The sequence below is a fragment of the Tateyamaria sp. 7Alg 36 genome, from assembly GCF_059882455.1.
Genome location: NZ_CM187613.1, coordinates 3,136,861 through 3,161,589, shown reverse-complemented (window position 1 = coordinate 3,161,589; position 24,729 = coordinate 3,136,861). Strand labels below are relative to the sequence as shown.

Genomic DNA, 24,729 nt, shown 5'->3' with positions numbered 1-24,729 from the left:
CAAGGCTTTTGACGTTTCGAGGAAGGGCTGCGCCGCGGGCGCGGCCCTTTTTCATGAGGGGTAAGCATGATTGAACTGCATCTGATTGGCATTGGCACGGGAAATCCCGACCATCTGACCGGCGAAGCGCGGCGCGCCATTGCGCAGGCCGATCTGTTCCTTGTGCCGCATAAGGGCGCGGGTAAATCCGATCTGGCCGATCTGCGCACGGGCATCATCGACACGGTGCGCGATGATGCGGTGATTGCCCTGTTCGACATGCCGGTGCGCGATGACAGCCTGCCCTATCAGGCCCGCGTGGCCGCATGGCATGACGAGATTGCCGCCATCTGGGCCGAAACGATTGCGGCACATCCCGACGCGCGCCGTGTGGCATTGCTGGTCTGGGGGGATCCGTCGCTCTACGATAGCACCTTGCGCATTGCGGCACGGCTGGACCCTGCGCCGCGCCTGCATGTGGTGGCGGGTATTACCTCGGTTCAGGCGCTGACAGCGGCCCACGCGATCCCCTTGAACACAGTGAACGGGCCGGTGACGATTTCCACGGGGCGGCAGTTGCGCGATCACGGCTGGCCCGAGGAGTGCGAAACGCTTGTGGTGATGCTGGACGGGGACTGTACGTTCCAGCAACTGGACGGGGCGGATTTCGACATCTGGTGGGGGGCTTATCTGGGCATGGCCGAGCAGATCCTTGAGGCCGGTCGGTTGTCCGACGTGGCCGCAACGATCGTGGCGCGGCGCGCCGAAGCGCGTGCGGCCCATGGCTGGATCATGGACACCTACCTGCTGCGGCGACGTGCCTAAAATTTAGGCGCGATGCGGGCTGCGTGACCGCAATGCGGACGGCGAGTCTGGCCCTGGGGGGCGCGGAATGCTTTTATCGCCGAACCTTCAGGACCCGACCGGAATGACCGCACATATGCCCTTGCCCCCCACCTTGCCCGTGCAACCGCGCGCGATTGGCAGCGTGCGGTTGTCGACCAAGGCATTGGGTGCGCGCAGCGTGTTGGAAGACCTTTATCAACAGGGTGCATCCAAGGTCGTGTTCCCCCGTGCAAGCATCGGCATGACGGGCGTATTGCTGAACACATCCGGCGGCGTGACCGGCGGAGACCGTTTTTCCAACGAGGCGCGCGTGGGCAGCGGCACGCACCTGACACTGACCACACAGGCCTGCGAGCGCGCTTATCGCGCCCAAACCGGCGAAATGGGGCGCGTGCGCACCCGGCTGCATGTGGACGATGGCGCGACCCTGTGGTGGCTGCCGCAAGAAACCCTGATCTTTGACGGTTGCGCGCTGGATCGGAAGCTGTCCTGTGACATCACAGGATCGGGCCGTGCATTGATTGTTGAGCCACTATGCTTTGGACGGCTTGCCATGGGCGAGACGCAGGTGCACGGGCAGGTATTTGACCGGATTCAAGTGCGCCGCGATGGTATTCCGCTGGTTCACGACGCGTGGCGGTTCAGCGGCGATATCACCGCGCAAATGCAAACTGGTGCGCGCGGTGGCGGTGCGACGTCGCTGGCCAGCCTGATCTATGTCGCGCCGGATGCCGAGGCGCGTCTGCCCGACATTCGTGCGCATCTGCCCCAGACCGGCGGCGCGAGCCTGCTGGCGCCGGATGTGCTGGTGATGCGTGTGCTGGCGGCAAGCGGTTTTGCGCTGCGCCAGACGCTTTTACCTATTCTTGATCTGTTAACGGGCCGCGAAATGCCGCTCTGCTGGAGACTTTGACCCATGCAACTCACCCCGCGTGAAAAAGACAAATTGCTGATCTCGGTTGCGGCCGAAGTGGCGCGCAAACGGCTGGCCCGTGGCGTCAAGCTGAACCACCCCGAGGCGATTGCCCTGATCACTGATGCGGTGGTCGAAGGGGCGCGGGACGGTCATTCGGTGGCCCATATGATGGAAGCGGGTGCGCAGGTTGTACGCCGTGACCAGTGCATGGAAGGCGTGCCCGAGATGATCCACGACGTGCAGGTCGAAGCGACGTTTCCGGACGGCACCAAGCTTGTGACCGTGCACAATCCGATCCGGTGAACATGCATATTTATGGAACAATGATGGTGGAGGACGGGCGATGATACCAGGGGAAGTGATTGTGGCAGAGGGGGATATCCCGCTGAATTCCTCGGCGCAGGCCATCACCTTGCGCGTGGCCAATACCGGTGACCGGCCCGTGCAGGTCGGTTCGCATTACCATTTTGGAGAGGCCAATGGCGCGCTTGATTTTGATCGGGCGGCGGCGCGGGGCATGCGGCTGGATATTGCCGCTGGTACCGCCGTGCGGTTCGAACCGGGTCAGGAGCGGGATGTGCAGTTGATCCCCATCGGGGGCGGGCGCACGATCTATGGCTTTAACAATCAGGTGATGGGGCCGTTGTGAGGCGGCTTCGGGCAGCGGGCTGTGCTGTCATCGGCGCCATGTGTGACGTGGCGCATTTGGCCGCAGCGCCCTGCCCCTTTTGAACATGACGGAACAAGCGGCGGCACAGGTTCTTCCACCCGGCCCCCGCGCACAGAGCTTTTAACGCAAGGACGCTGACCATGCCCACATCCATTTCCCGCCGCGATTATGCCGCCATGTTCGGGCCCACCGTGGGCGACAAGGTGCGGCTTGCGGACACAGAACTGTTCATCGAGGTCGAGCGAGATCTGACCGCCGAGGCGGCAGGCGCGGCCAGCACCGGCGGGACGGGCGGCAACGCGATGCTGTACGGTGAAGAGGTGAAATTCGGCGGCGGCAAGGTGATCCGTGACGGCATGGGCCAGTCGCAGGCGACCTCCGCCCAAGGGGCGGTGGACACAGTTATCACCAACGCCCTGATCGTGGATCACACCGGCATTTTCAAGGCGGACGTGGGCCTGAAAGACGGGCGCATCGCGGCGATTGGCAAGGCGGGCAACCCTGACACGCAACCGGGTGTGGATATCATCATCGGCCCCGGATCCGAGGTGATCGCGGGCGAAGGGCGCATTCTGACGGCAGGCGGTTTTGACAGCCATATACACTTTATCTGCCCCCAACAGATCGAGGACGCGCTGCATTCCGGCCTGACCACCATGCTGGGCGGTGGCACCGGCCCTGCGCATGGCACGCTGGCCACGACTGTGACGCCGGGCCCGTGGCATCTGGGGCGGATGTTGCAGGCGGCGGATGCGTTTCCGATGAACCTTGCCTTTGCGGGCAAGGGCAACGCGTCCCTTCCGGCCGCACTGGAAGAACAGATCAAGGGCGGGGCCTGCGCGCTGAAACTGCACGAAGATTGGGGCACGACCCCTGCGGCCATCGATTGCTGCCTGTCGGTCGCGGACGCGTGGGATGTGCAGGTGATGATCCACACCGATACCCTCAACGAATCCGGTTTTGTCGAGAACACGGTCGCCGCGATGAAAGGGCGCACGATCCACGCCTTTCACACCGAAGGTGCCGGTGGCGGGCACGCGCCGGACATCATCAAGATTTGCGGTGAGGAGTTCGTGCTGCCATCCTCGACCAACCCGACGCGGCCCTTTACGGTCAACACGCTCGAAGAACACCTCGATATGCTGATGGTGTGCCACCACCTCGACAAGTCGATCCCCGAAGATGTCGCCTTTGCCGAAAGCCGTATCCGGCGTGAAACCATCGCCGCCGAGGACATCCTGCACGACATGGGCGCGTTTTCGATCATCGCATCCGACAGTCAGGCCATGGGCCGTGTTGGCGAGGTGCTGATCCGCACATGGCAGACGGCGGACAAGATGAAGAAACAGCGCGGGCGGCTGGCCGAGGAAACCGGCGAGAACGACAATTTCCGCGTGCGCCGCTATATCGCGAAATACACGATCAACCCTGCGATTGCCCACGGGATTGCCCATGAGATCGGGTCGATCGAAGTTGGAAAACGCGCCGATCTGGTGCTGTGGAACCCCGCCTTCTTTGGGGTGAAGCCCGAGATGGTGCTGCTGGGTGGCACCATTGCCTGTGCGCAGATGGGTGATCCGAACGCGTCGATCCCGACGCCGCAGCCGGTCTATTCGCGGCCCATGTTCGGGGCCTACGGGCGGTCGGTCGAACGCTCGGCCGTGACCTTTGTGTCCGCAGCGGCGCAGGCCGAAGGGATCGGTGCGTCGCTGGGCCTTGCCAAGGACACAGTGGCGGTGACCAACACGCGCGGCATCGGGAAAAAGGATTTGCGCCTGAACGATGCGACCCCGCATATCGAAGTGCATCCCGAAACCTACGAGGTGCGCGCAGATGGCGAATTGCTGACCTGCGAACCGGCCGAGGTATTGCCGATGGCGCAGCGGTATTTCCTGTTCTAAGCCTAGATCGTCGCCATGTTCAGCGACTGCGCAGGATAGATCATGCGTGCCCTTTCACAGCTTTGCCCGGCCCTGCCGGGCAGCCCCCGACCGTCCCTGCGACGGGGGCATATCCTCCACCGGCGGCCAGGGACTGCCCTTTGACTTCGAGACACAATGCTCACCTCACAGACCTATCACAACCACACCCATGGCACCCCGTCGGACCACGTGGAACTTACCTACGAAGACCGCTTTTTGCGCCGCAAGGTGCTAACGCTTGCGTCGGGTGCGCAACTGCTGGTCGACCTGCCCCAAACCACATCGCTGGACCATGGCGGCGCGTTGATCACGACCGACAAGGCCGAGGTTGAAATCCGCGCTGCACCCGAGCCGCTGCTTGAGGTGACGGGCGAGGCGCTGCACCGCATCGCGTGGCATATCGGAAACCGCCATACGCCCTGCCAGATCGAAAGCAACCGCCTGCTGATCCAGCGCGATCACGTGATGGCCGATATGTTGTCGAAGATCGGCGCGACCACACGTGAAGTGACCGAGCCCTTCACCCCCGAAGGCGGGGCCTATGGCCATGGGCGCACCCACGGGCACGACCATTCGCACAGCCACACATGAACCACGCGCTGACCCTCATGCAATGGCTCTCGCCCGCCTTTCCGGTGGGGGCCTTCGCCTATAGCCACGGGCTGGAACAGGCGGTTGCGGACGGGTTGGTGACGGATGCGGACAGCTTGCGCGAATGGATTGCGGCGCTGCTGCGTGACGGGTCGGGCTGGGCGGATGCGATCCTGCTGACGGCCGCCTATGGCGCGGACGATCCCAAAGAGGTCGATGCCATTGCGCGTGCCTTTGCCGCCAGTGCCGAGCGGTTAAAAGAGACTGACCTGCAAGGCGCGGCCTTCTGCGACACGGCGCGCGCCGTGTGGGACTTGCCCATCGCGGGCCTGACCTATCCCGTCGCGGTCGGCGCGGCGGCGCGCGCCATGGGCATTCCGCTGGACGAAACGCTGCCGATGTACCTGCACGCCTTTGCCTCGAACCTTGTGGCGGCGGCGCAGCGGCTGATGAAACTGGGGCAGACGGACGGGCAGAAACTGCTTGCCGCCCTTGCCGCCGACATTGAAACCACGGCGCAAAACGCGCGCCTTTGCACGCTGGATGACCTGAGCGCGAACAGCTTTGCCTCGGACATTACGGCGATGCGCCACGAAACACTAACACACAGGATTTTTCGCACATGACACAGTTGAACGGCCCCCTGCGCATCGGCATTGGCGGACCTGTCGGCGCAGGCAAGACGACGCTGACCGCCGCCCTCGCCACGGCCCTCAAGGATCAACACTCGATCGGGGTTATCACCAACGACATTTACACGCAGGAAGACGCCGAAGAACTGATGCGGCGGCAAATCCTGCCGCAGGACCGGATCATCGGCGTAGAAACGGGCGGCTGTCCGCACACCGCTATCCGAGAGGACGCATCGATCAACCTTGCCGCCGTAGCCGAAATGCGCACGCGCCACCCAGAGGTCGAGGTGATCCTGATCGAATCCGGTGGCGACAACCTGTCGGCGACCTTTTCACCGGAACTGGCGGACATTACCCTCTATGTGATCGACACCGCCGCGGGCGAGGAAATTCCCCGCAAGGGCGGGCCTGCGATCACGCGCTCGGACCTGTTGATCATCAACAAGACCGACCTTGCCCCCCATGTGGGCGCATCGCTTGAGGTGATGGAGCGCGACGCGACCAAGATGCGCGCCGGTCGCCCATTTGTCTTTGCCGCGCTGCGCCATGGCAAAGGCGTCGAGGACATCGTGGGCCATATCCGCGCCCTGTCGGGTCTGGGGCTGACGGACGCCTAAGCGGCCTTTATGGCAGGACGCGTAGATATGCGCGCCCTGCCCCGACCTGATCACAGGTCAGACAAAGTCGATAAACTTGTTCATCGGCATTTCACGGATACGCTGGCCCGTCGCGGCGAAGATCGCGTTGGACAAGGCAGCGGCGGCGGGTGGCACCATCGGTTCACCCATACCGCGCACCTGATCGCCATTTTCCAGCCCGCGCACCATGATTTCCGGTGTCTGATAGAAGCGCATACCTTCGTAGTCATAGAAGTTCTGCTGATCCACCATGCCGTCGGAATAGGTGATCTCGGCATTCATCGCGTGGCCCAAGGCCCAGACGATGCCACCCTGCACCATGTTTTCGAAGGCGACCGGATCGACCACTTTGCCCACTTCGGCGGCGGCCCAGACTTTGTCGATGCGGATGCCGCTTGGCGTGTTGGTGACTTCGACCACCTCGGCGGTTGCCACACCGAAGGACATGCAAAAGGCAACACCGCGCCCTTTGTTCGGCCCCAGTGGCGCGCCCCAGTCCGACATCTCGGCCACGGCCTCAAGCACTTTGCGTGACGGTTCGTGCCAGCACAGGCGGATGCGTTCGTCCATCGGATCGGCACCCGCCTTGGCGATCAGTTCGTCCAGAAACACATCGTGGAAAAATCCGTTGGTGGACGCCCCGACCGACCGCCAAGACGAGATTGGGGCGAGTTCGGGCGCGCGGTATCCGGTCACGCGGTAATGCGGCACGGCAAGGGGCTGTTCCCACGCGCCTGCCACGATCTGCATGTCCGGCCCCGGAACGGGGAAACCCTGCCGCCCCATCTGGCTGGCAATGACCGAGGGCATGGCGATGCCCAGATCAATCGCGTGGACCTGCCCGTCCTTCACCGTGCCGCGTGCGCGTGCCATGGCAATCTGGCGGGTGTCGTTATGGGTCATGTCCTCTTCTCGGGCATAGGTCAGCTTGACCGGTGTGCCTTTGAGGTGCAGCGCGATTTCAACCGCTTCCTTGACCACGCGGTCCTCAAGGCGGTGGCCAAAGCTGCCGCCCATCATTTGCACATGCACAAACACCGCATCCGCATCCATGCCCGTCATCTTCGCGACCGAGTTCTGCACGAAACGCGGGATTTGCGTGCCGGTATAGACATCTATGCGGTCCTCTCCAACCAGCACCGTGGCCGAAATCGGCTCAAGCGGGGCATGGGCCAGATAAGGCGCGCGGTATTTGGCGGTCAGCACCTCGGCCCCGTCCAGCGCGGCATCCACATCGCCGTCATCGCGCTGCGTGCTGTCGATATGGTCGGCATCAAAGCTGTCGGACAGGGCCTGCCAATGCCCCTCCATCTCGGACGGATAGGGGGCATCGCCCCAGTCAATATCAATCGCGTTCACCGCCTGAATGGCCCGCCATGTGTTGTCCGCGACCACGGCGACACCGCCGGTGATCTCGATCACATGGGACACGCCGCGCATTTCCTTGGCAGCACTGGCGTCATAACCGTTCATCGCCCCGCCACGGCGCGGGTTGGTGCGCACAGTCGCATGCACCACGCCTTCGGGTTCGAAATCAATGCCATAGACCTGTGTGCCGGTGGATTTGGCGATCGTGTCCACGCGCTGCATCGGTTCACCGATCAAGCGCCACGTGGAAGGATCGCGCAAGGTGACATCGTTCACGGGGTCGATGGTGGCCGCAATCGGCGCCAGCGCCTCATAGGTCAGGGCGCGCCCGTCCGGCAGCATCACCTGCCCGTTGGCAGTGGTCATGTCAGCCACATCAACGCCGGTCTCTTGCGCGGCGGCGGCTTTCAGTGTTTCGCGGGCCACAGCCCCCGCCACGCGCAGCTTTTCATAGCTGTCCGGCACGGTGGTCGAGCCGCCTGTGATCTGCATGCCGATGAATTTCATCATCGCATCCATCACGCCCCGCGCCGATTGCGCCATGAACCCGTCATCGGTGGAGGGAAAGGGCGCGGCCTCGGCACTGAGGGCGGTGTTGTAATAGGCAGGGTCCGGCATTCCGGGATCGACGCGGACCTGTTCCAGCGTGACATCCAGTTCCTCGGCGATCAGTGCAGCCTGCACCGAATAGGCCCCCTGCCCGCTGTCGGCGCGGGGCGTGATCAGGGTGATGCCGGAGGCGTCGATATGGACATAGGGCGTCAGCGCGGCAGCGCCGTCCTCCAGATCGTCCAGCAACGGGTTCGTCGCGGGGCGCTTGTACATGTAATAGCCAAAGGCGACGCCCCCGACGATGGCAGCGGACCCGATAAGGAAAGTGCGGCGCGCGATTGTTCCGATACGGCTCATGAGCTTAGGCCTTTTGCAGGGATTGGGCGGCAGTTTTCACGGCGGCGCGGATGCGGTTGTAGGTGCCGCACCGGCAGAGATTACCGCTCATCGCGTCATCGATTTCAGCATCTGTCGGGTCAGGGGTTTCGGCCAGCAGCGATGCCGCCTGCATGATCTGGCCCGACTGGCAGTAGCCGCATTGCGCGACTTGATGGGCGATCCACGCCGCCTGCACCGCATGCAGAGCCTCGGGCGTGCCGAGCCCTTCGATGGTGGTGACAGGGCCGTCCACATCGGCAGCAAGCGTTTGGCAGGAACGTACCGCAACCCCGTCGATATGCACGGTGCAGGCCCCGCAGGCCGCAACACCGCAGCCGTATTTCACGCCCTTGATGTTCAATTCGTCCCGCAACACCCACAGCAGGGGCATGTCATCCTCGACATCCACATCGTGGGTCGTGCCGTTTACCGTCAGCTTCATCGCGGTCCCTTCCGTGTCAAAAAAAGGCACCCCGCCCACGCGAGGTGCCTGTTGTCTAGGTGGGCGCGAGGCCCCCGAAAGCAAGCTTTCCGTTGCGGCCCGTGTTTAAAATTCCACGACCGCGCGAATGGACTTGCCTTCGTGCATCAGATCGAAGCCATGGTTAATCTCGTCCAATGTCAGCTTGTGGGTGATCATCGGGTCGATCTCGATCTTGCCGTCCATGTACCAGTCAACGATTTTCGGCACATCTGTGCGCCCCTTGGCTCCGCCAAAGGCCGTACCGCGCCAAACGCGGCCCGTGACCAGCTGGAACGGACGTGTCGAAATTTCGGCGCCCGCAGGGGCCACGCCGATGATGATGCTTTCGCCCCAACCCTTGTGCGCGCATTCCAGCGCGTCGCGCATGACCTTGGTGTTGCCCGTCGCGTCAAAGGAATAGTCAGCACCGCCCTTGGTCAGCTCGACCAGATGGGCCACCAGATCGCCGTCGACCTTGGTCGGGTTCACGAAATCGGTCATGCCGAAATAGCGGCCGGTCTCTTCCTTGTCGTCGTTCAGATCGACACCGACAATCTGGTCGGCCCCTGCAAGGCGCAGGCCCTGAATGACGTTAAGGCCAATGCCGCCCAAACCGAACACCACGCAGCGCGCGCCAATCTCGACCTTGGCGGTGTTGATCACTGCGCCGATGCCGGTGGTGACGCCGCACCCGATATAGCAAATCTTGTCAAAGGGCGCGTCCTTACGCACCTTGGCCAGCGCGATTTCCGGCACAACCGTGTGGTTGGCGAAGGTCGAACAGCCCATGTAGTGGTGGATCGGCGTGCCATCCAGCATCGAGAAACGTGTGGTCCCGTCCGGCAACTGCCCGCGCCCTTGAGTGACGCGGATTTTCTGGCACAGGTTGGTCTTGCCCGACAGGCAGTATTCGCATTCGCGGCACTCGGGCGTGTAGAGGGGGATAACGTGATCGCCCGGTTCCAGCGTGGTCACGCCTTCGCCCACTTCCAGCACAACGCCTGCACCTTCATGGCCCAGAATGGCGGGAAAGATCCCTTCGGGGTCGTCGCCGGAACGGGTGAATTCATCGGTATGGCAGAGGCCCGTGGCCTTGATCTCGACAAGGACTTCGCCCTTGCGGGGGCCTTCGAGATTGACCTCCATGATTTCGAGCGGTTTTCCGGCTTCGACTGCGACGGCCGCGCGGGTTTTCATCATGATCAACACTCCTTTGGATTTTGCGCCATCAAGGCCTGTCACGGGCGGCAGTGTCAATGCCGATCGGTGCGGGACAGGTGGCCAGCCGACCCTTCGGGGAGGATTTTTTTGGAACAGAGAAGGAGGACGTGGTGGGCTGTGGATGGCAGGCGGTATTGATGCGGGCACGGCCCGAGGATCAGGGCAGAACGGCGAGGACCATCAGGATATAGGTCCATTGGTGCAGGGCCTGATCGACACCGAAAGCGCGCCAGTATCCGGCCTGATCGGGGCCATGATCCTTGTGGTCGGACCAGCGCCCCTTGGCCCAATCAATGTGGAAATGGACCACCCATTCGGCGATGCAAACCAGCAGTGCGAGCATCATCGGTACACCAAACAGCAGCATCGCCACCAGAGAGCCGAGCGCGTGCAGCCCTGCGTGCTGTACCCGTCCGAGATGCAGGTAGACCCCGCGATCGCGCAGCATACGCGGCGTTTGCAGATAGAAATCCGCAAACAGGTGCTTGGCTTGCAACAGGATCAGCAAGCCGAAGGCAAAGGGGACTGGATCGCTCAAGAAGAGGCCTGTGTGGATGACATGCAACCATCCTAGAATGGGAAACCCTACATCGCAATCTTAATGGTCTTTTCAACCGAAACAGGCCATGCGCAGGCGTATATACGCCCAGAGAGGGCATTGATTTTTTGCCGTCAAAACGGTTAATCTGGACACGGATAAGGCATCTGGGTACGCGCGTGGTCCTGTCCGCAGACAATTTGGGACGCCTGTCATCGAAACCTCGCTTTTTGCCTTTATCTGGAAATATTCGAAACGCGACCAACTGATCCTTCTGATGGTCACGCTGTGTCTGTTCCCGCTGTTGTACCTGACGCTGGAACTGCCCAAACGGATCATCAACGATGCCATCGGGTCGGGGTCATCCACGATCAGCGCGTTCGGCTATGACTTCAGCCAGATCAACTATCTCATGTTGTTGTGCGCGGGGTTCCTTTTGGCCGTGATCGGGCATGGCCTGATGAAAATGCGGATCAACACCATGAAGGGCGTGCTGGCCGAACGGTTGTTGCGGCGCTTTCGCTACACGCTGATTGCGCGCGTGCTGCGCTTTCCCCAGCCCTATTTCGAACGCACTTCACAGGGTGAGCTGGTCAGCATGATCACCGCCGAGAGCGAGCCGATGGGCGGGTTGATGGGCGACGCGGTGGCGCAGCCTGTGTTGCAGGCGGGCCAGATGCTGACCATTCTGGGGTTTCTGTTTCTGCAATCCTTTGCCTTCGGGCTGGCGGCGATTGCGCTGATCCCCTTGCAGGCGTGGCTGATCCCCAAGATGCAGCGCCAGATCAACCTCCTGAACAAGAAACGCGTGGTGCAGGTGCGCGCGCTGGCGGCCGAGATCGGCGAGGGCGCGGTGGGTGCCTCGACCCTGCGGGTCAATGGCGGCTGGCGCTACCGGATGGCAATGATCGGGGACCGGCTGGGCCGGTTGTTCGACATCCGTTTCCAGATCTACCAGAAGAAGTTCTTTATGAAGTTTCTCAACAACTTCATCACGCAACTGACTCCGTTCTTTTTCTTTTCCATCGGCGGCTATCTGGTCATTCAGGGGCAGGTGACCATCGGCGCGCTGGTGGCGGCTTTGGCCGCCTACAAGGACCTGTCGAGCCCGTGGAAAGAGTTGTTGGCCTATTACAATCAGTCGGCGGATATGTCGCTGCGGTGGGACACGATCACCGAACGCTTTGCCCCCGAGGGGATGATCGACGACAATCTGTTCTATGGCCCTGCCCCCGAGGCACCGCGGCTGAACGGGGATGTGGTGCTGGATCAGGTGACTGTGCGCGATCCGGACGGCAATCCGGTGCTTGAGGATATCAGCGTCACCCTGCCCGCCGGTTCCGTAATCGGGATCAGCGCCGACAATGACGAGGACCGCCGCGCACTGGCCGAAGTCCTTACGCGCGAAACCCTGCCCACCAGCGGCACTGTCACCCTATCGGGGCACAAGATCAACGACCTGCACCAGTCCACCATTGCCAAGCGGATCGGTCATGCCAATTCGCGCCCCGTGTTGTTTCAGGGCAGCTACGGGCAGAACGTGATGATGCCAATGCGCGTGGCCCCTGTGGGCGCGGGCGAGGAAACCGAGTTTTTCCGCGAGGCGGTCCGCGCGGGCAACAGCACCGATATGCTGAAATCCAAGTGGGTCGATCCGACCCTTGCAGGCGTGGCTGACCGCGACCAGTTGCGCAAATGGTGGTACACGCTGATCGACGGCACCGGCAGTGGCGAGGTCCTGACCCGCCGCACAATGGATCAGGCCTTTGACGCCAAGAAACACGCCGCCCTGACGCAGGCACTGATCAACCTGCGCCCCAAGGTGCAACAGGCGATTGAAGCGGCGGGGCTGTCGCGCATCGTGCACCGTTTTGATCCGGCGGCGTACAACCCCGCCCTGCCCATCGCGGAAAACCTGCTGTTTGCCACCCCGCGCGAGGCGATCACCCCGTCGATCATCGAGGCCAAACTGGAATTCCTGCGGCTGCTGCATGAACTGGAACTGGCGGGCAATCTGGAAGTGCTGGCGCGCAATATCATCGAGATGCTGCGCCAGATTTTCGGGGCCAATGGCACGGACCACCCCCTGTTCCGCAAGGTCGGGCTGGATGTGGCCGTCTATGACGCCGCACTGGAACTGGTGAACCGCAAACCTTTGGGCGCAGAAATCAGCGACAGCGAACTGGCCCTGCTGCTCAGCGTGCCGTCCAGCGTCACCGCCGAACAGGTCGGCCCGTCCTTTCCGGACGAAGTCACCTCGCGCATTCTTGAAATGCGGGGCGCGCATGCGGCGAGCCTGCGCAAACAGATGGACGACCTGTTCGTGCCGATTGAACCAGACGGTTATTTGCACGGGCTGACGGTTCTGGAGAACGCGATCTACGGCAAAGTGGCCGAGGGTGCGGGCACGCGGGGTGAGGAACTGCGCCATGTGGTCGGGCAGGTGCTGGCCGAGGAAGGGGTCAGCCCGCTGGTGCTTGAACTGGTCTTTGACGTGCCGATTGCCCTTGGCGGCGCGAACCTGCCCGCCCTGTTTGCCGAACCGCTGGCGATCAGCCGCGCCACGATCAAGCGGCCCGATATCCTGATCCTCGACAAGGTGATGGCCAGCTATGATGCACGCACCCGCGATGCGCTGATCTCAAACTTGCGGGCGCTGCTGCCCGACTCGGTGCTGATTTTCCTCAACGACCGGTTCGAGGACGAAGAGGTGTTCGACCTGCATTTCGAGGTGCAGCAAGGTCGCCTTGTCGGGGCCGAGGGGGCACGTACCGAGGCCGACAGCGATGTGGGCGCCGATCTTGCGCGCAAGGTCGAGGCGCTCAAACGAACACCGCTTTTCTCCGGCCTTAAGCGCAAGCAGTTGCGGCTGCTGGCCTTTGGCGCGCGCTGGTATTCGGCAATGCCGCGCGAATATGTATTCCGTAAACGCGATAACCCGACCGACGGCGCCTATATGATCATCGACGGCGAGGCCGAGTTGCTGCTGCCCCGTCCGGGGGGCGAGGACAAGCTGATCGCAACGGTTGGTGCGGGGGCACTGGTGGGCGAACTGGGCCTGATCCGGCGCGAGCCGCGCGCGCTTGATATGCGGGCCAAGACAGACCTGACATGCCTGCGCATCAGCGAAGAGGATTTTATGGCCGTGGTCGAGAACGACGCCGCGACCGCGTTCCGGCTGCTTCAGGTCGTTGCAGGCTACGTCAAGACCTGAGCCGCCCACCGCATGGCCGCGGACTGTGTTGCAAACGCACCCTCGCCCGTTCACCACCAGCGATGCTTTGCGCGTTATCCACACAACACCGTTATCCGCTGGAACCTTTCGCTCCCTTTTGGCATTGACTACAGATGGCCATGGTTCACATGCGGCGGGGTGCCCAGATGATCAAGATTTTCAGCCGCGTACTGGCCTTTGCAAGTGTCACCGCCCTTGCCCCCTCTGCCGCCCTCGCTTTTGAGGTGACAGTGCAAGCACCAGACACGGTGGCAGCTGACCTGCGCACCACCTCACTGACGGCGGGATTGATCGACAGCGACGACATCGTCGAAGCCCCCCGCCCCATCGACATTCTGAGTGCCGCTCAAGCCGACTATAGCCGCCTGATCGGCGTGCTGTACGAACAGGGCTATTTCGCGCCGACCATCAGTATCAAACTCGACGGGCGCGAGGCGGCACAGATTTCCCCCGTGGCCGCGCCCCGCGCCGTATCCGATGTGGTGATCACTGTGGAAACCGGCCCTGTATTCACCTTTGGCAACGTCACGATCACCCCCGCCGCGCCCACGTCCGAACCGGTCGAGGGTCTGGCCAGTGGCGAAACCGCGCGCATTTCCACGCTGCGCGCGGGCGCAGCGGCGCAGATCGCCGGATGGCGGCAGGCCGGACATGCCAAGGCCGACATTGCGTCCCAACAGATCACCGCACGCCACCCCGAACGCACGCTCAGCGCGGCGGTCACACTCGATCCCGGTCCGCAATTGCGCTTTGGAAAGCTGATCATCAAGGGCGACAGCGCGGTGCGCGAAAAACGCCTGCGCCAGATCATGGGCTGGCCCGAAGGCAAGGTCTTCGACCCCGACGATATCAAGCAGGTGGAAACCCGTCTGCGCCGCACGGGCGTTTTTGCCGCCGCCAATTTGACCGAGGCGCAAACCGCCAATCCCGACGGCACGCTGGACGTGACTGCGACCCTGTCGGACCAACTGCCGCGCCGCTACAGCTTTGGCGCGGAATACAGCACGCTGGACGGTCTCAGCCTCAGCGCGCTGTGGCTGCACCGGAACATCTTTGGCGGTGGCGAGCGGTTGCAAATCGACGGCGAGATCAAGGGCATGGGCGGGGACACCGCTGGCACCGACTATCGCCTGACCGCGCTGCTGACACGCCCCGCCACTATCCGCACCGATCTCGAGGCCTATCTGCTGGCCGAGATCGAACAGCGCGACGATCCGAACCTGTTCTCGCGCACCATGCGGCTGGAACTGGGCGGCACCTATTACGCCAGCGATACACGCGAATACAGCTATGGCATCGGCCTGCGCCGCGCCATGACACGCGATGATCTGGGCGAACGGGATTACACGATCCTGACCGTCCCGCTTAGCGCGACCTTTGACAAACGCGACGTGCCGCTGGACGCCACATCGGGCTATTACGCCAAGATTGGCCTGACGCCGTTCCTGAACCTCAACGGCACCAAAAGCGGGCTGGTCACAACGCTTGATCTGCGCACCTACCGCCAACTGGGCGAACGTGCGACGCTGGCCTTTCGCGGCGTTGTGGGCTCGGTCGCAGGGCCGGACATAACCCTTGCGCCTGCGGACTTCCTGTTCTTCTCGGGCGGGTCCGGCACGGTGCGCGGGCAGGAATATCAATCCCTCGGCGTCGACCTCAGCCCCGGTGTCACGGTCGGCGGGCGCTCTTTCGTGGGGCTGTCGGGTGAGGTGCGTGTGAAAACCGGTGAAAACCTGTCTGTCGTCGGCTTCTACGATGCGGGCTACATCGGGGCCGAGGCGTTCTTTGACGGGTCAGGCACATGGCACACGGGCTACGGGGCCGGCATCCGCTATAACACGCCCATCGGGCCGATCCGCTTTGACGTCGCCGTGCCCGGATCCGGGCCGGGCAATGCGTCCGGTGTCGAAATCTACCTTGGAATAGGACAAGCCTTTTGATGCGCCATATCCTCGCCCTCGTCCTTTGCCTGTCTTGGCCCTTTGCCCTGTCTGCGCAGGACGCCAGTGACGATGATCGCGGGTATATCGCGGGACTGCTTGAGAACCTGTTGGGCGGCGACGGGCGTACCGTGCGCATCATCGGCTTTGCCGGCGCGCTGTCCAGCACCGCCACCATCGACCGCATCACCATTGCCGATCCCGAAGGCATCTGGCTGACCATCGACGATGTGGCGCTGACATGGAACCGCAGCGCCCTGCTGCGCGGTGCCATTGATATCGAGGAACTGCGCGCCGCCCGCATCGACCTGCCACGCCTGCCCGTGGCCCAAGAGGGCATGGACGTCCCCGATGCCGAGGCAAAGCCTTTCGAACTGCCCGAACTGCCTGCGTCGATCAAGCTGGGGCAACTGGCCATTGACGTGGTCGCCTTTGGCGCGCCTGTGCTGGGCGAAGCGGCAGAGCTGTCACTGAACGGGGCCGCGACCCTTGCGGGCGGTGATGGCGAAGCGACGCTGGTGGCCCAGCGTGTCGATAGGGAGCGTGCGAATTTCACCGTTGATGCAAGTTTCTCCAACGAAACCCGCGTTCTCGCCCTTGACCTCGACCTGTCCGAAGCAGCCGAGGGCCTGGTATCGGGCCTGCTGAACCTGCCCGGACGGCCCAGCGTCGATCTGAAAGTCACCGGCGATGGCGCGCTGAGCGATTTTGCAGGCCAGCTTGACCTGCGCACCGACGGGTCACCGCGCCTGTCCGGCAGCTTGGACCTGAACAGCGAAGCGGACGGGCCGATGGCCTTTGACGTCGATCTGAACGGCGACGTGTCCACCCTGTTCCTGCCCCAATATGCCGAGTTTTTCGGCCCCGATGTCGCACTGACCGCACAGGGCAACCGCGCCTCTGACGGCACGCTGGCGCTGGATGGTTTTGACCTTGATACCCGCGCCATGCAGCTCAGCGGACAGGCCGCGCTGAACAGTGATGGGTGGCCAACGCTGCTGGACATCACAGGGCAGATTTCCAACCCCGATGGCGGCCCTGTGCTGCTGCCAGCGGGCGGAGCGGAAACGCGGATTGATCTGGCCGACCTCGATATCAGCTATGATGCCCGCGACAGCGACGCGTTGTCGGCCACGGTCACGGTGTCTGGCGTGGACCGCGCCGACCTGAGCGCTCAGGCCGTCACCTTGGCGATGAAGGGCACCTTGTCGGGCGATGTGAACAGCATCGGCAATCTGGACCTGCGCACCGATCTGACCGCCAGCGGCCTTGGCTTTGCCGATCAGGGGCTGGCCAACGCCGTGGGGCCGGTGGTGCGCGGCGGGCTGGACATTCAATACAGCGATGACGCGCCCCTGCGGCTCAGCGATATTTCACTGGCGGGCGGGTCATGGACGCTGGCAGGCAGCAGCGAAACCCAAAGCCTGACCGAAGATTTCCTGACCAATTTCGACGTGACCCTCGACACGCCCGACCTGTCGGACTTTGCCGATCTGGCGGGGCTGACACTGACTGGCGGCGGACGCCTTGCGATCAGCGGCAACGCGGCCTTGGGCGGCTTTTTCAACATCGACGTAACCGGCACGACGCAGGATCTGGCTCTTGGTATCGCGCAGGCCGACGCCTTGCTGGCAGGGCAAACCTCGCTCGGGATGTCGGCGCGGCGGGATGAAACGGGCACGTTCCTTGACCGTCTGGAACTGGACAACGCCGCGCTGGACGCAGACGTGACGGCGCAGTTGAAAACCGGCGCGTCCGAGGCAAAGTTCGCCCTGCAACTGGATGACGCGGGCCGCGTGATCGACACGCTATCCGGCCAGCTAAGCATTGATGGCACCGCGCGCCAGACAGGCGAGGTCTGGGATGTGGTGGCTGATCTGGCTGGCCCGCTGGACGCGACCGCCACGGCCAGCGCGCAGATCGCTGCAAGCCGCATCGGGATCGACCTGACCGCCGCCCTGCCCGACCTCAACCCGTTGGTGCCGCAAGTGAACGGCGGGGCCGAGATCACCGCCAGCGCCGTGCAAATCGACGGCGTGTGGACATTCGACACCGCGATCAACGGCCCCTACGCATCGCAAGCCACGGCCAATGGGCGCTTTGCCGACAACACCCTGTCCGCCGACTATGCCCTGTCGGTGCCCGACCTGTCCCCGATCGCCGCAGGCGTGTCCGGCCCTCTGGCTCTGGAAGGCGACGTGCAGCAAGTGCCTGACGGCTGGGAATTCGCGACCCGCATCGACGGCCCCTATAACAGCGACGGCACCGTCACCGGCAGCTTCAAGGCCGCACGTCTGGCCGCTGCGTTCCAACTGGCCCTGCCCAATGTCGCCCCCCTCGCCCCCGGTGTGTCGGGGCCGCTGGCGCTGGACGGCACCCTCACACAGATCGACAACGGCTGGCGCGTCAGCACCGACATCAACGGCCCCTACCGCAGCACCGGCACGGTCAGCGGCACCTTTGGCGCAATCGGCACCACGGCGCGCTATGCGCTGAACCTGCCAAATATCGGTGCGCTGGTGCCGCGTTTGTCGGGCGCAGCTTCGGTCACCGGCACGGCGACGCAAGTGGCGCGCGGTTTTGACATCGCTGCCCTTCTGGATGGGCCGTCAGGCACCACGGCGCGGGTGTCGGGTCTGGTCGGGACATCGGGTCGCTTGGAACTGGACGCGACGGGTCAGGCGCAGCTTGGGCTGATCAACCCGTTCATCACACCGCGCAGCCTTGCCGGTGTAGCGAGCTTTGATCTGACCGTGGATGGCCCCGCCGCCTTGTCATCCGTGCGCGGGCGCATCACCACCAACGGCACGCGGCTCGCGGCCCCCAAACTGCCCCTGTCCTTCGCCGATCTGAGCGGCGCCATCGACCTTTCCGACGGGCGCGCCAACATCGACCTTACCGGCCAAGTGACCGAGGGCGGCACGGTCGCCATCAGTGGCCCCGTCACCCTGTCGGGGCGGTATCCGGCGCAACTGGATGTCGCCCTGTCGAACGTGGTTGTGACGGATCGCAACCTGTATGACAGCGTCGTGAACGGCGCGGTCAGCCTGAACGGCGCGCTGACAGGCGGCGCGCGCATCGCAGGCACGCTTGATCTGGGCGAAACCAACGTGCGCGTGCCATCCTCGACCGTGTCGACACTGGGCAGCATTCCCGAGATCAACCATATCGGCGCAACGCGCCCCGTGATGCGCACCCGCGACCGTGCGGGGCTGATCAAGGACACGACCGCATCATCGGGCGGCAGCAGCGTGGCCTTCCCGCTCGATATCGCCATCAACGCCCCCTCGCGGATATTTGTGCGCGGGCGCGGTCTGGACGCGGAACTGGGGGGCAGCTTGCGCCTGTCCGGCACTACGGCGGATACGATCTCGACCGGCACGATTGATCTGATCCGCGGGCGGCTTGATATCCTGTCCAAACGGTTCGAGCTGAGCGAGGGGCGCGTGCGCCTACAGGGACGGTTCGAACCTTACCTGCGCTTTGTAGCCGTGACCACGACCAGCTCAGGCACCGCGCGCATCGTTGTTGAGGGGCTGGCCAATGACCCGCAAGTGACATTTGAATCCACGCCCGACGCGCCGCAGGATCAGGTGCTGGCGCAAATCTTCTTTGGCCGCGATATTTCGGAACTGTCGGCCTTTCAGGCGCTGCAACTTGCCAGCGCGGTGGCGCAACTGGCAGGGCGCGGCGGCGAAGGGATCGTGTCGCAATTGCGTGGCTCCTTCGGGCTGGACGATCTGGATGTGACCACGGACGAAGACGGCAATGCCGCCGTGCGCGCAGGCAAATATATCAGCGAGAACGTCTATACCGATGTGACTGTCGGCGGTGCCTCAGGCCCCGAAGTATCGCTGAACATCGACCTCACGCCCAACGTCACCGTGCGTGGCAGCGTGGCCGCAGACAGCAGCACCGGCGTCGGTATCTTTATCGAGAAAGACTACTGACCCCCTTTGACAGGGACCGCGGAAAGGCGTAGCACCCGAAATGTATCCAAGCGGATACAAAGAAAGGCGCTGCATGACACATCCCGAAATGAGCCAGGGCGAAGCCGCCTATGCCAAGCTGCTGGCCGCGATCCGAGGCGGAGATTTCGCCCCCGGTGACCGGCTGCGCGAAACGGATGTGGCGGAACGTCTGGACCTGTCCCGCACCCCCGTGCGCGAGGCCCTGCGCCGACTTGAGGCCGATGGCATCGTTGAACACCGCCCGCGCCTTGGCGCCGTGATCCGGCAGTTGAACCCGGGCGAATTGGTCGAACTGTACGAAATGCGCACTGTTCTTGAACGCACCGCCGCCGAGATGGCGGCGCAACATGCGCATCCCGCCGAACTGGTGGCGCTGCGCGACGTGAACGCGGCGCTTGCCGACAGCCCGCCGGACCGCGCCGCCGCCCTTAATCAGGATTTCCATCGCGGGCTATACCACGCTACGCGCAACCGCTTTCTGCTTGATTCCGCGCGCGCACTGAACAACGCGCTGATCCTGATGGGGCCAAGCACACTGGATGATGCGGCGCGCCTTGCGGTCGTCGTGGATCAGCATGCCGCCATTCTCGACGCGGTCGAGGCAAAAGATGCCGCCGCCGCGGGTGATGCGGCCGCGGCGCATTTGCAAACCTCGCTTGTGCACCGGTTGAAGGGGGTGCGCCAATGATGCGGGTCGCACTGACTTTCATGATCGCGGGCCTCGGCGTTGCGCTGTTCCGCTTTGTCGATCTGCCCCTGCCGTGGCTGCTGGGTCCGATCTTTGCCTGCCTAATCGCCGCCCTGTCCGGCGTGCGCATGGGCGGCATCGCCGAACTGAACGAAGGGATGCGCACCATTCTGGGCGTTGCGGTCGGCGCGACCTTTACCCCTGTGCTGCTGGTGTCGATGATGGGCATGTGGCCCACACTGTTGATGATCCCGTTGATGATCGCGGTGATCGGCGTAATCGGTGTGCCCTATTTCCAACGTCTTTGGGGCTATGATTTCCCTACCGCCTACTACGCCACCATGCCCGGCGGATTGCAGGACATGCTGGTCTTTGGCGAAGAGGCAGGCGGCAGTCCGCGCACCCTGTCGCTGATCCATGCCACCCGTGTTCTGGTCATCGTCGTGGCGCTGCCGTTCATCCTGCAAGGGGTCTGGGGCGCGGACCTGTCCAACCCGCCCGGCGCACCGGCAAGCGAGGTGCCCTTGGTGCAAATGGGGCTGATGGTGCTCTGCGCGCTGGTCGGATGGAAAGGCGCGAAACGGATCGGCATGTTCGGCGCATCCATCCTTGGCCCGTTGATCGTCGCCGCCCTTCTAGCCGTGGTTGGCATCCTCCAGACCCGCCCGCCGGTCGAGGCGATCTGGATGGCGCAGTTCTTTATCGGCATGGCCGTGGGCATGAAATATACCGGCATCACCATGGTCGAGGTGCGCCGTGATCTGGTGGCGGGGCTGGGGTTCTGTGTGATCCTGATCCTGCTGACCGTGATCTTTGTGGAGGCTGTCTATGGCCTAGGCCTTGCCAGCGGGATGAATGCGCTTCTTGCCTTTGCCCCCGGCGGGCAGGCGGAACTGACGGTGCTGGCGCTGATCGTGGGGGCCGACGTCGCCTTTGTCATCGCGCACCATGTGTTGCGCATCTTTGTGGTGATCCTTGGCGCGCCGCTGTTTGCACGGATGTTCAAAGCGCCCAAAGGGTAGGATCAGCGCGAGCGTAGTTCGACCATATCCGCCTTGTGCGCGGTCGAAACGTCATCGAACAGGGCGCGCAAATCCAGCGTGCTTTCCACCTCGATCCGGTCGAAATTCTCGCCCAGCCAGCGATCCGCATGGGCCCGGCCCAGATCGCGCAGATGCACCAGAAACGCCCATTCCGAGTTCATCTTCGAGGATGCATCCAGTTCCAGCATGTCGTCGCACCCGTCGATCATATGCATATGCATCATGCGGTAGTCGTCATTGGACAGCGCGCCGTCCTCGATCAGCCGGTCGATCAAGTCGATGGTGCGCAAGTCCCGCATAAGCGAGCCGTTGAACGTAATCTCGTTGATGCGGTTCTGGATTTCGCGGGCATCCTTGGGCGTGCCTTTGCGCAGCAGCGGGTTGATCTGCACGATCACGATATCCGATGACGGCGAATGGTCGATAAACGGGAACAGCACCGGATTGCCCATATAACCGCCATCCCAGTATGGCACGCCCTCAATCTCGACCGCCTTGAACATATTGGGCAAACAGGCCGAGGCCATGACCACATCCAGCGTTACTTCGTGCCGGTGGAAAACGCGGGCGCGCCCCGTTTCGACATTCGTGGCCGAGATGAACAGGCCCATATCCGAACAGCCCGCCACCTTGTCGAAATCGACGAACTCGTCGACCAGATCGCGCAGCGGATTGATCCCCAGCGGGTTTAGATCATAGGGCGACGCCATACGGCTAAGCGCGTCGGCCATGATGTAGCCCGGCGAATGATCCAGCGACCACGACCCCGTCAGCATATCCAGCGGTGTGCGCTTGATCGGGCTGGCCTGCCCCGCGATGCTGACCGCGCGCCAGAATTCCTCAAGCGCTTCGCGCGCACCTGCCGCGCCGTTCTCATACATGCCTTGGGTGGCGACCACCGCGTTCATCGCCCCTGCCGAGGTGCCGCTGATCCCTTCGATCCACAGGCGGTCCTCTTCGAACATGCGGTCAAGGACGCCCCATGTGAACGCCCCGTGCGATCCCCCGCCTTGCAGTGCGAGGTTGATCGCCTTTTCGTGACGCTTGGTGCGCCCGTTGGCCTTGGACATGATGCGGCTCCTGCCGGTGATTACTGCGCGGTCCAACCGCCATCGACGGGCAGCGACGCGCCGGTGATCGACGATGCGGCGTCTGTGCACAGGAAGACGCACAAAGCGCCCAACTGTTCGACGGTCACGAATTCCTTGGTCGGCTGCGCCTTGAGCATGACGTCGTTTTTCACTTCGTCCTCGGTGATGCCGCGCGCTTTGGCGGTGTCGGCCACCTGCCCTTCGACCAGCGGGGTCAGCACATAACCGGGGCAGATCGCGTTGACGGTCACACCGTCTGTCGCGGCCTCAAGGGCCACGGTCTTGGTCATGCCAAGGATGCCGTGTTTTGCCGCCACATAGGCCGATTTGAACGGCGAGGCGACCAGCCCATGGGCCGAGGCAATGTTGATGATGCGCCCGAACTTGCGCTTTTTCATACCCGGCAGGGCGGCGCGCATGGAGTGAAAGGCCGAGGACATGTTGATCGCGATGATCGCATCCCACTTCTCGATCGGGAAATCCTCGATTGGCGAGACGTGTTGAATACCGGCGTTGTTGATCAGCACATCAACCTGACCGAATTGTGTCTCGGTTTGTGCGACAAGGTCGGCAATCTCGTCCGGTTTGGTCATGTCCGCGCCGTGATAGGCGACTGTGCCGCTGCTTTTGGCGTCAAGGTCGGCGCGCGTCGCCTCGATCTGGTCCTTGTCGCCAAACCCGTTCAGCATGATGTTGAACCCTTTGGCAGCAAGGGCCGTGGCGATCCCGAGGCCGATGCCGCTGGTGGATCCGGTGATGATGGCGGTATGTGTCATGTCGTGCCCCTTTTCGTCATGCTGCAGTGCGGAAACTTACCCTAGAGGTAGCAGCATTGGCACGTTTGGCAATTCGGAATTTTTGAGCCTCGCTTGGCGGCGACGCACGACACGGGCGGCGTCAGAGGGGAATTTCGCCCGTCGGGCCGACATCCAGACGGTGGATGTGATCGGCGATGTCCTGCGGGAAATGGCGGCGCACCAGCGGGTCATGACCGGGGATGATCAACGCGGGCGTACTGGCCAACGCGTGCAGGCGGTCGAACCCGTCCAGCATATCCTGAAGGTCCACCACGATGGGAAAGGGTTTGCGCGCCGACATGTTCTCGTAAAAATGGGACGCGTCCGAGGCCAGCACCATCCACCCCGCCTGCGTGCGCACGCGCACCGCCTGAAGGCCGCGACTGTGCCCCCCAATACAGTGGACCGTCACCCCGTCGGCAATCGCCCCGTCGCCGTCATGGAACACCACCTGCCCCGCATAAAGCCGCCGGACCGCCTCGCAAACATGACCAGCGGTGAAGGGCATACGCAGCGTGTCGTGGCACATGCACGGCCCCGTGGCATAGGCCATTTCGGCCGATTGCAGATGTAGTTTGGCATTGGGAAACAGGTGCAGCCCGCCCGCATGGTCATAATGCAGGTGGGTGACAATGATCTCGGTGATATCCTCGGGACGCAGATCAAAGGGTTTGAGTGCTGCCACCGGATCAAGGCGGATCGGACGACCCCGCGCCTGCCCTTCTTCGGCGTCATAGCCGGTGTCGACCAATATGACCCGCCCCACCTGCGGCCCCGTCCCGCGGATCAGCCACATGAAGTAATCCATCGCATGGGGCGCGTCGTGGTTGTCATCAAAGATGAAACTGTCCGCACGGGTACGCGCCGCACGGTCGGCATATTTGATGGCGTGGACCGTCCAGTCGGTCATCTGTCGACGCGTTCAAAGGTGCGCAGGGACTTGTTCGCCACCAAATCGGCCACTTTCGGCCCCGTCGCCTTGTAATGCGGCATGGTCTGGTGCGCCTCGAACGCGGCCAGATCGTCGTAAAGTTCGTACAGGAACACGGTGTTCGGCTGGCTTGGATCGGTGCAGACATCAAACTGGCGACAGCCCGGTTCGTCGCGCACAGAACAGCGCGCGTTGTTCGTAATATGCTCCATGAACTCGTCCATTTTGCCCTGTTTGATCTCGAAGAAAACGGTGACGGCATAGGGCATGAGGGAATCCTTGTTCAAAAATGAAGGGCGTGGTGGCGCGTTGCGGCTGT

The 24,729-nt window shown here is 63.0% G+C and carries 21 protein-coding genes; 13 read left to right on the top strand and 8 right to left on the bottom strand.

Annotation, left to right across the window (positions count from 1 at the left end; translation table 11 throughout):
• Positions 1-66: 66 nt before the first annotated feature.
• The 8 genes from cobF (at position 67) to ureG (ending at position 6,173) form a co-directional block, all read left to right on the top strand.
• Positions 67-804, top strand: a complete 738-nt coding sequence (cobF, locus tag AC6GQJ_RS15410; RefSeq protein WP_500769826.1) for a precorrin-6A synthase (deacetylating) — start codon at positions 67-69, stop codon at positions 802-804.
• Between the two features lie 115 nt (positions 805-919).
• On the top strand, positions 920-1,738 hold the full coding sequence (locus AC6GQJ_RS15405) for an urease accessory protein UreD (RefSeq protein WP_500769824.1): 819 nt from the start codon (positions 920-922) through the stop codon (positions 1,736-1,738).
• Positions 1,739-1,741: 3 nt separating this feature from the next.
• Complete coding sequence (locus AC6GQJ_RS15400) at positions 1,742-2,044, top strand: urease subunit gamma (RefSeq protein WP_500769822.1); 303 nt, start codon at positions 1,742-1,744, stop codon at positions 2,042-2,044.
• 40 nt (positions 2,045-2,084) lie between these two features.
• Complete coding sequence (locus AC6GQJ_RS15395; protein ID WP_500769820.1) at positions 2,085-2,390, top strand: urease subunit beta; 306 nt, start codon at positions 2,085-2,087, stop codon at positions 2,388-2,390.
• A gap of 161 nt (positions 2,391-2,551) precedes the next feature.
• On the top strand, positions 2,552-4,312 hold the full coding sequence (ureC, locus tag AC6GQJ_RS15390; RefSeq protein ID WP_500769818.1) for an urease subunit alpha: 1,761 nt from the start codon (positions 2,552-2,554) through the stop codon (positions 4,310-4,312).
• A gap of 156 nt (positions 4,313-4,468) precedes the next feature.
• On the top strand, positions 4,469-4,924 hold the full coding sequence (gene ureE, locus AC6GQJ_RS15385; protein ID WP_500769816.1) for an urease accessory protein UreE: 456 nt from the start codon (positions 4,469-4,471) through the stop codon (positions 4,922-4,924).
• On the top strand, positions 4,921-5,550 hold the full coding sequence (locus tag AC6GQJ_RS15380; RefSeq protein ID WP_500769814.1) for an urease accessory protein UreF: 630 nt from the start codon (positions 4,921-4,923) through the stop codon (positions 5,548-5,550). Before ureE ends, AC6GQJ_RS15380 begins: the two co-directional genes overlap by 4 nt.
• Positions 5,547-6,173 carry an urease accessory protein UreG gene (gene ureG / locus AC6GQJ_RS15375; RefSeq protein WP_500769812.1) on the top strand — a complete coding sequence of 209 codons (627 nt, stop codon included), beginning with the start codon at positions 5,547-5,549 and terminating at the stop codon, positions 6,171-6,173. Before AC6GQJ_RS15380 ends, ureG begins: the two co-directional genes overlap by 4 nt.
• A gap of 57 nt (positions 6,174-6,230) precedes the next feature.
• Here ureG and AC6GQJ_RS15370 read toward each other — a convergent pair whose 3' ends face one another.
• From AC6GQJ_RS15370 to AC6GQJ_RS15355, 4 genes are all read right to left on the bottom strand, one after another.
• The gene (locus AC6GQJ_RS15370) at positions 6,231-8,471 is read right to left on the bottom strand and encodes a xanthine dehydrogenase family protein molybdopterin-binding subunit (protein ID WP_500769810.1); all 2,241 of its coding nucleotides are present in this window, start codon (positions 8,469-8,471) and stop codon (positions 6,231-6,233) included.
• 4 nt (positions 8,472-8,475) lie between these two features.
• Complete coding sequence (locus AC6GQJ_RS15365; RefSeq protein WP_500769808.1) at positions 8,476-8,934, bottom strand: (2Fe-2S)-binding protein; 459 nt, start codon at positions 8,932-8,934, stop codon at positions 8,476-8,478.
• Positions 8,935-9,039: 105 nt separating this feature from the next.
• Positions 9,040-10,152 (bottom strand): S-(hydroxymethyl)glutathione dehydrogenase/class III alcohol dehydrogenase, encoded by a 1,113-nt coding sequence (locus tag AC6GQJ_RS15360; protein ID WP_500773945.1) that lies wholly within the window; start codon positions 10,150-10,152, stop codon positions 9,040-9,042.
• 181 nt (positions 10,153-10,333) lie between these two features.
• A complete protein-coding gene (locus tag AC6GQJ_RS15355; RefSeq protein ID WP_500769807.1) occupies positions 10,334-10,714 on the bottom strand; it encodes a DUF3307 domain-containing protein in 381 nt (126 codons plus the stop codon).
• Between the two features lie 277 nt (positions 10,715-10,991).
• On the opposite strand from AC6GQJ_RS15355, the gene AC6GQJ_RS15350 reads away from it, so the two are divergent.
• From AC6GQJ_RS15350 to AC6GQJ_RS15330, 5 genes are all read left to right on the top strand, one after another.
• Complete coding sequence (locus AC6GQJ_RS15350; RefSeq protein ID WP_500769805.1) at positions 10,992-13,928, top strand: ABC transporter transmembrane domain-containing protein; 2,937 nt, start codon at positions 10,992-10,994, stop codon at positions 13,926-13,928.
• Positions 13,929-14,095: 167 nt separating this feature from the next.
• Positions 14,096-15,889: an autotransporter assembly complex protein TamA gene (locus AC6GQJ_RS15345; RefSeq protein ID WP_500769803.1), complete on the top strand. Its 1,794-nt coding sequence runs from the start codon at positions 14,096-14,098 to the stop codon at positions 15,887-15,889.
• On the top strand, positions 15,889-19,839 hold the full coding sequence (locus AC6GQJ_RS15340; protein ID WP_500769801.1) for a translocation/assembly module TamB domain-containing protein: 3,951 nt from the start codon (positions 15,889-15,891) through the stop codon (positions 19,837-19,839). The genes AC6GQJ_RS15345 and AC6GQJ_RS15340 overlap by 1 nt, the downstream gene beginning before the upstream one ends.
• 73 nt (positions 19,840-19,912) lie before the next feature.
• Positions 19,913-20,548: a GntR family transcriptional regulator gene (locus tag AC6GQJ_RS15335; protein ID WP_500769799.1), complete on the top strand. Its 636-nt coding sequence runs from the start codon at positions 19,913-19,915 to the stop codon at positions 20,546-20,548.
• Entirely contained in the window at positions 20,545-21,570 is a 1,026-nt protein-coding gene (locus tag AC6GQJ_RS15330; RefSeq protein WP_500769797.1) for an AbrB family transcriptional regulator, read from the top strand. The genes AC6GQJ_RS15335 and AC6GQJ_RS15330 overlap by 4 nt, the downstream gene beginning before the upstream one ends.
• 2 nt (positions 21,571-21,572) lie before the next feature.
• Here the strand turns inward: AC6GQJ_RS15330 and AC6GQJ_RS15325 are convergent, their stop codons facing one another.
• From AC6GQJ_RS15325 to AC6GQJ_RS15310, 4 genes are all read right to left on the bottom strand, one after another.
• The gene (locus AC6GQJ_RS15325) at positions 21,573-22,661 is read right to left on the bottom strand and encodes a patatin-like phospholipase family protein (RefSeq protein WP_500769795.1); all 1,089 of its coding nucleotides are present in this window, start codon (positions 22,659-22,661) and stop codon (positions 21,573-21,575) included.
• Positions 22,662-22,681: 20 nt separating this feature from the next.
• Positions 22,682-23,458 (bottom strand): 3-hydroxybutyrate dehydrogenase, encoded by a 777-nt coding sequence (locus AC6GQJ_RS15320; protein WP_500769793.1) that lies wholly within the window; start codon positions 23,456-23,458, stop codon positions 22,682-22,684.
• A gap of 121 nt (positions 23,459-23,579) precedes the next feature.
• On the bottom strand, positions 23,580-24,389 hold the full coding sequence (locus AC6GQJ_RS15315) for an N-acyl homoserine lactonase family protein (protein ID WP_500769791.1): 810 nt from the start codon (positions 24,387-24,389) through the stop codon (positions 23,580-23,582).
• Complete coding sequence (locus tag AC6GQJ_RS15310) at positions 24,386-24,679, bottom strand: putative quinol monooxygenase (RefSeq protein ID WP_500769789.1); 294 nt, start codon at positions 24,677-24,679, stop codon at positions 24,386-24,388. The genes AC6GQJ_RS15315 and AC6GQJ_RS15310 overlap by 4 nt, the downstream gene beginning before the upstream one ends.
• Between the last annotated feature and the right edge of the window lie 50 nt (positions 24,680-24,729).

Bases quoted from the DNA above. Each gene is read 5' to 3' on its own strand.
- cobF (WP_500769826.1), top strand. From the start codon at position 67: ATGATTGAACTGCATCTGATTGGCATTGGCACGGGAAATCCCGACCAT.
- AC6GQJ_RS15405 (WP_500769824.1), top strand. From the start codon at position 920: ATGCCCTTGCCCCCCACCTTGCCCGTGCAACCGCGCGCGATTGGCAGC.
- AC6GQJ_RS15400 (WP_500769822.1), top strand. From the start codon at position 1,742: ATGCAACTCACCCCGCGTGAAAAAGACAAATTGCTGATCTCGGTTGCG.
- AC6GQJ_RS15395 (WP_500769820.1), top strand. From the start codon at position 2,085: ATGATACCAGGGGAAGTGATTGTGGCAGAGGGGGATATCCCGCTGAAT.
- ureC (WP_500769818.1), top strand. From the start codon at position 2,552: ATGCCCACATCCATTTCCCGCCGCGATTATGCCGCCATGTTCGGGCCC.
- ureE (WP_500769816.1), top strand. From the start codon at position 4,469: ATGCTCACCTCACAGACCTATCACAACCACACCCATGGCACCCCGTCG.
- AC6GQJ_RS15380 (WP_500769814.1), top strand. From the start codon at position 4,921: ATGAACCACGCGCTGACCCTCATGCAATGGCTCTCGCCCGCCTTTCCG.
- ureG (WP_500769812.1), top strand. From the start codon at position 5,547: ATGACACAGTTGAACGGCCCCCTGCGCATCGGCATTGGCGGACCTGTC.
- AC6GQJ_RS15370 (WP_500769810.1), bottom strand. From the start codon at position 8,471: ATGAGCCGTATCGGAACAATCGCGCGCCGCACTTTCCTTATCGGGTCC.
- AC6GQJ_RS15365 (WP_500769808.1), bottom strand. From the start codon at position 8,934: ATGAAGCTGACGGTAAACGGCACGACCCACGATGTGGATGTCGAGGAT.
- AC6GQJ_RS15360 (WP_500773945.1), bottom strand. From the start codon at position 10,152: ATGAAAACCCGCGCGGCCGTCGCAGTCGAAGCCGGAAAACCGCTCGAA.
- AC6GQJ_RS15350 (WP_500769805.1), top strand. From the start codon at position 10,992: ATGGTCACGCTGTGTCTGTTCCCGCTGTTGTACCTGACGCTGGAACTG.
- AC6GQJ_RS15345 (WP_500769803.1), top strand. From the start codon at position 14,096: ATGATCAAGATTTTCAGCCGCGTACTGGCCTTTGCAAGTGTCACCGCC.
- AC6GQJ_RS15340 (WP_500769801.1), top strand. From the start codon at position 15,889: ATGCGCCATATCCTCGCCCTCGTCCTTTGCCTGTCTTGGCCCTTTGCC.
- AC6GQJ_RS15335 (WP_500769799.1), top strand. From the start codon at position 19,913: ATGACACATCCCGAAATGAGCCAGGGCGAAGCCGCCTATGCCAAGCTG.
- AC6GQJ_RS15330 (WP_500769797.1), top strand. From the start codon at position 20,545: ATGATGCGGGTCGCACTGACTTTCATGATCGCGGGCCTCGGCGTTGCG.
- AC6GQJ_RS15325 (WP_500769795.1), bottom strand. From the start codon at position 22,661: ATGTCCAAGGCCAACGGGCGCACCAAGCGTCACGAAAAGGCGATCAAC.
- AC6GQJ_RS15320 (WP_500769793.1), bottom strand. From the start codon at position 23,458: ATGACACATACCGCCATCATCACCGGATCCACCAGCGGCATCGGCCTC.
- AC6GQJ_RS15315 (WP_500769791.1), bottom strand. From the start codon at position 24,389: ATGACCGACTGGACGGTCCACGCCATCAAATATGCCGACCGTGCGGCG.
- AC6GQJ_RS15310 (WP_500769789.1), bottom strand. From the start codon at position 24,679: ATGCCCTATGCCGTCACCGTTTTCTTCGAGATCAAACAGGGCAAAATG.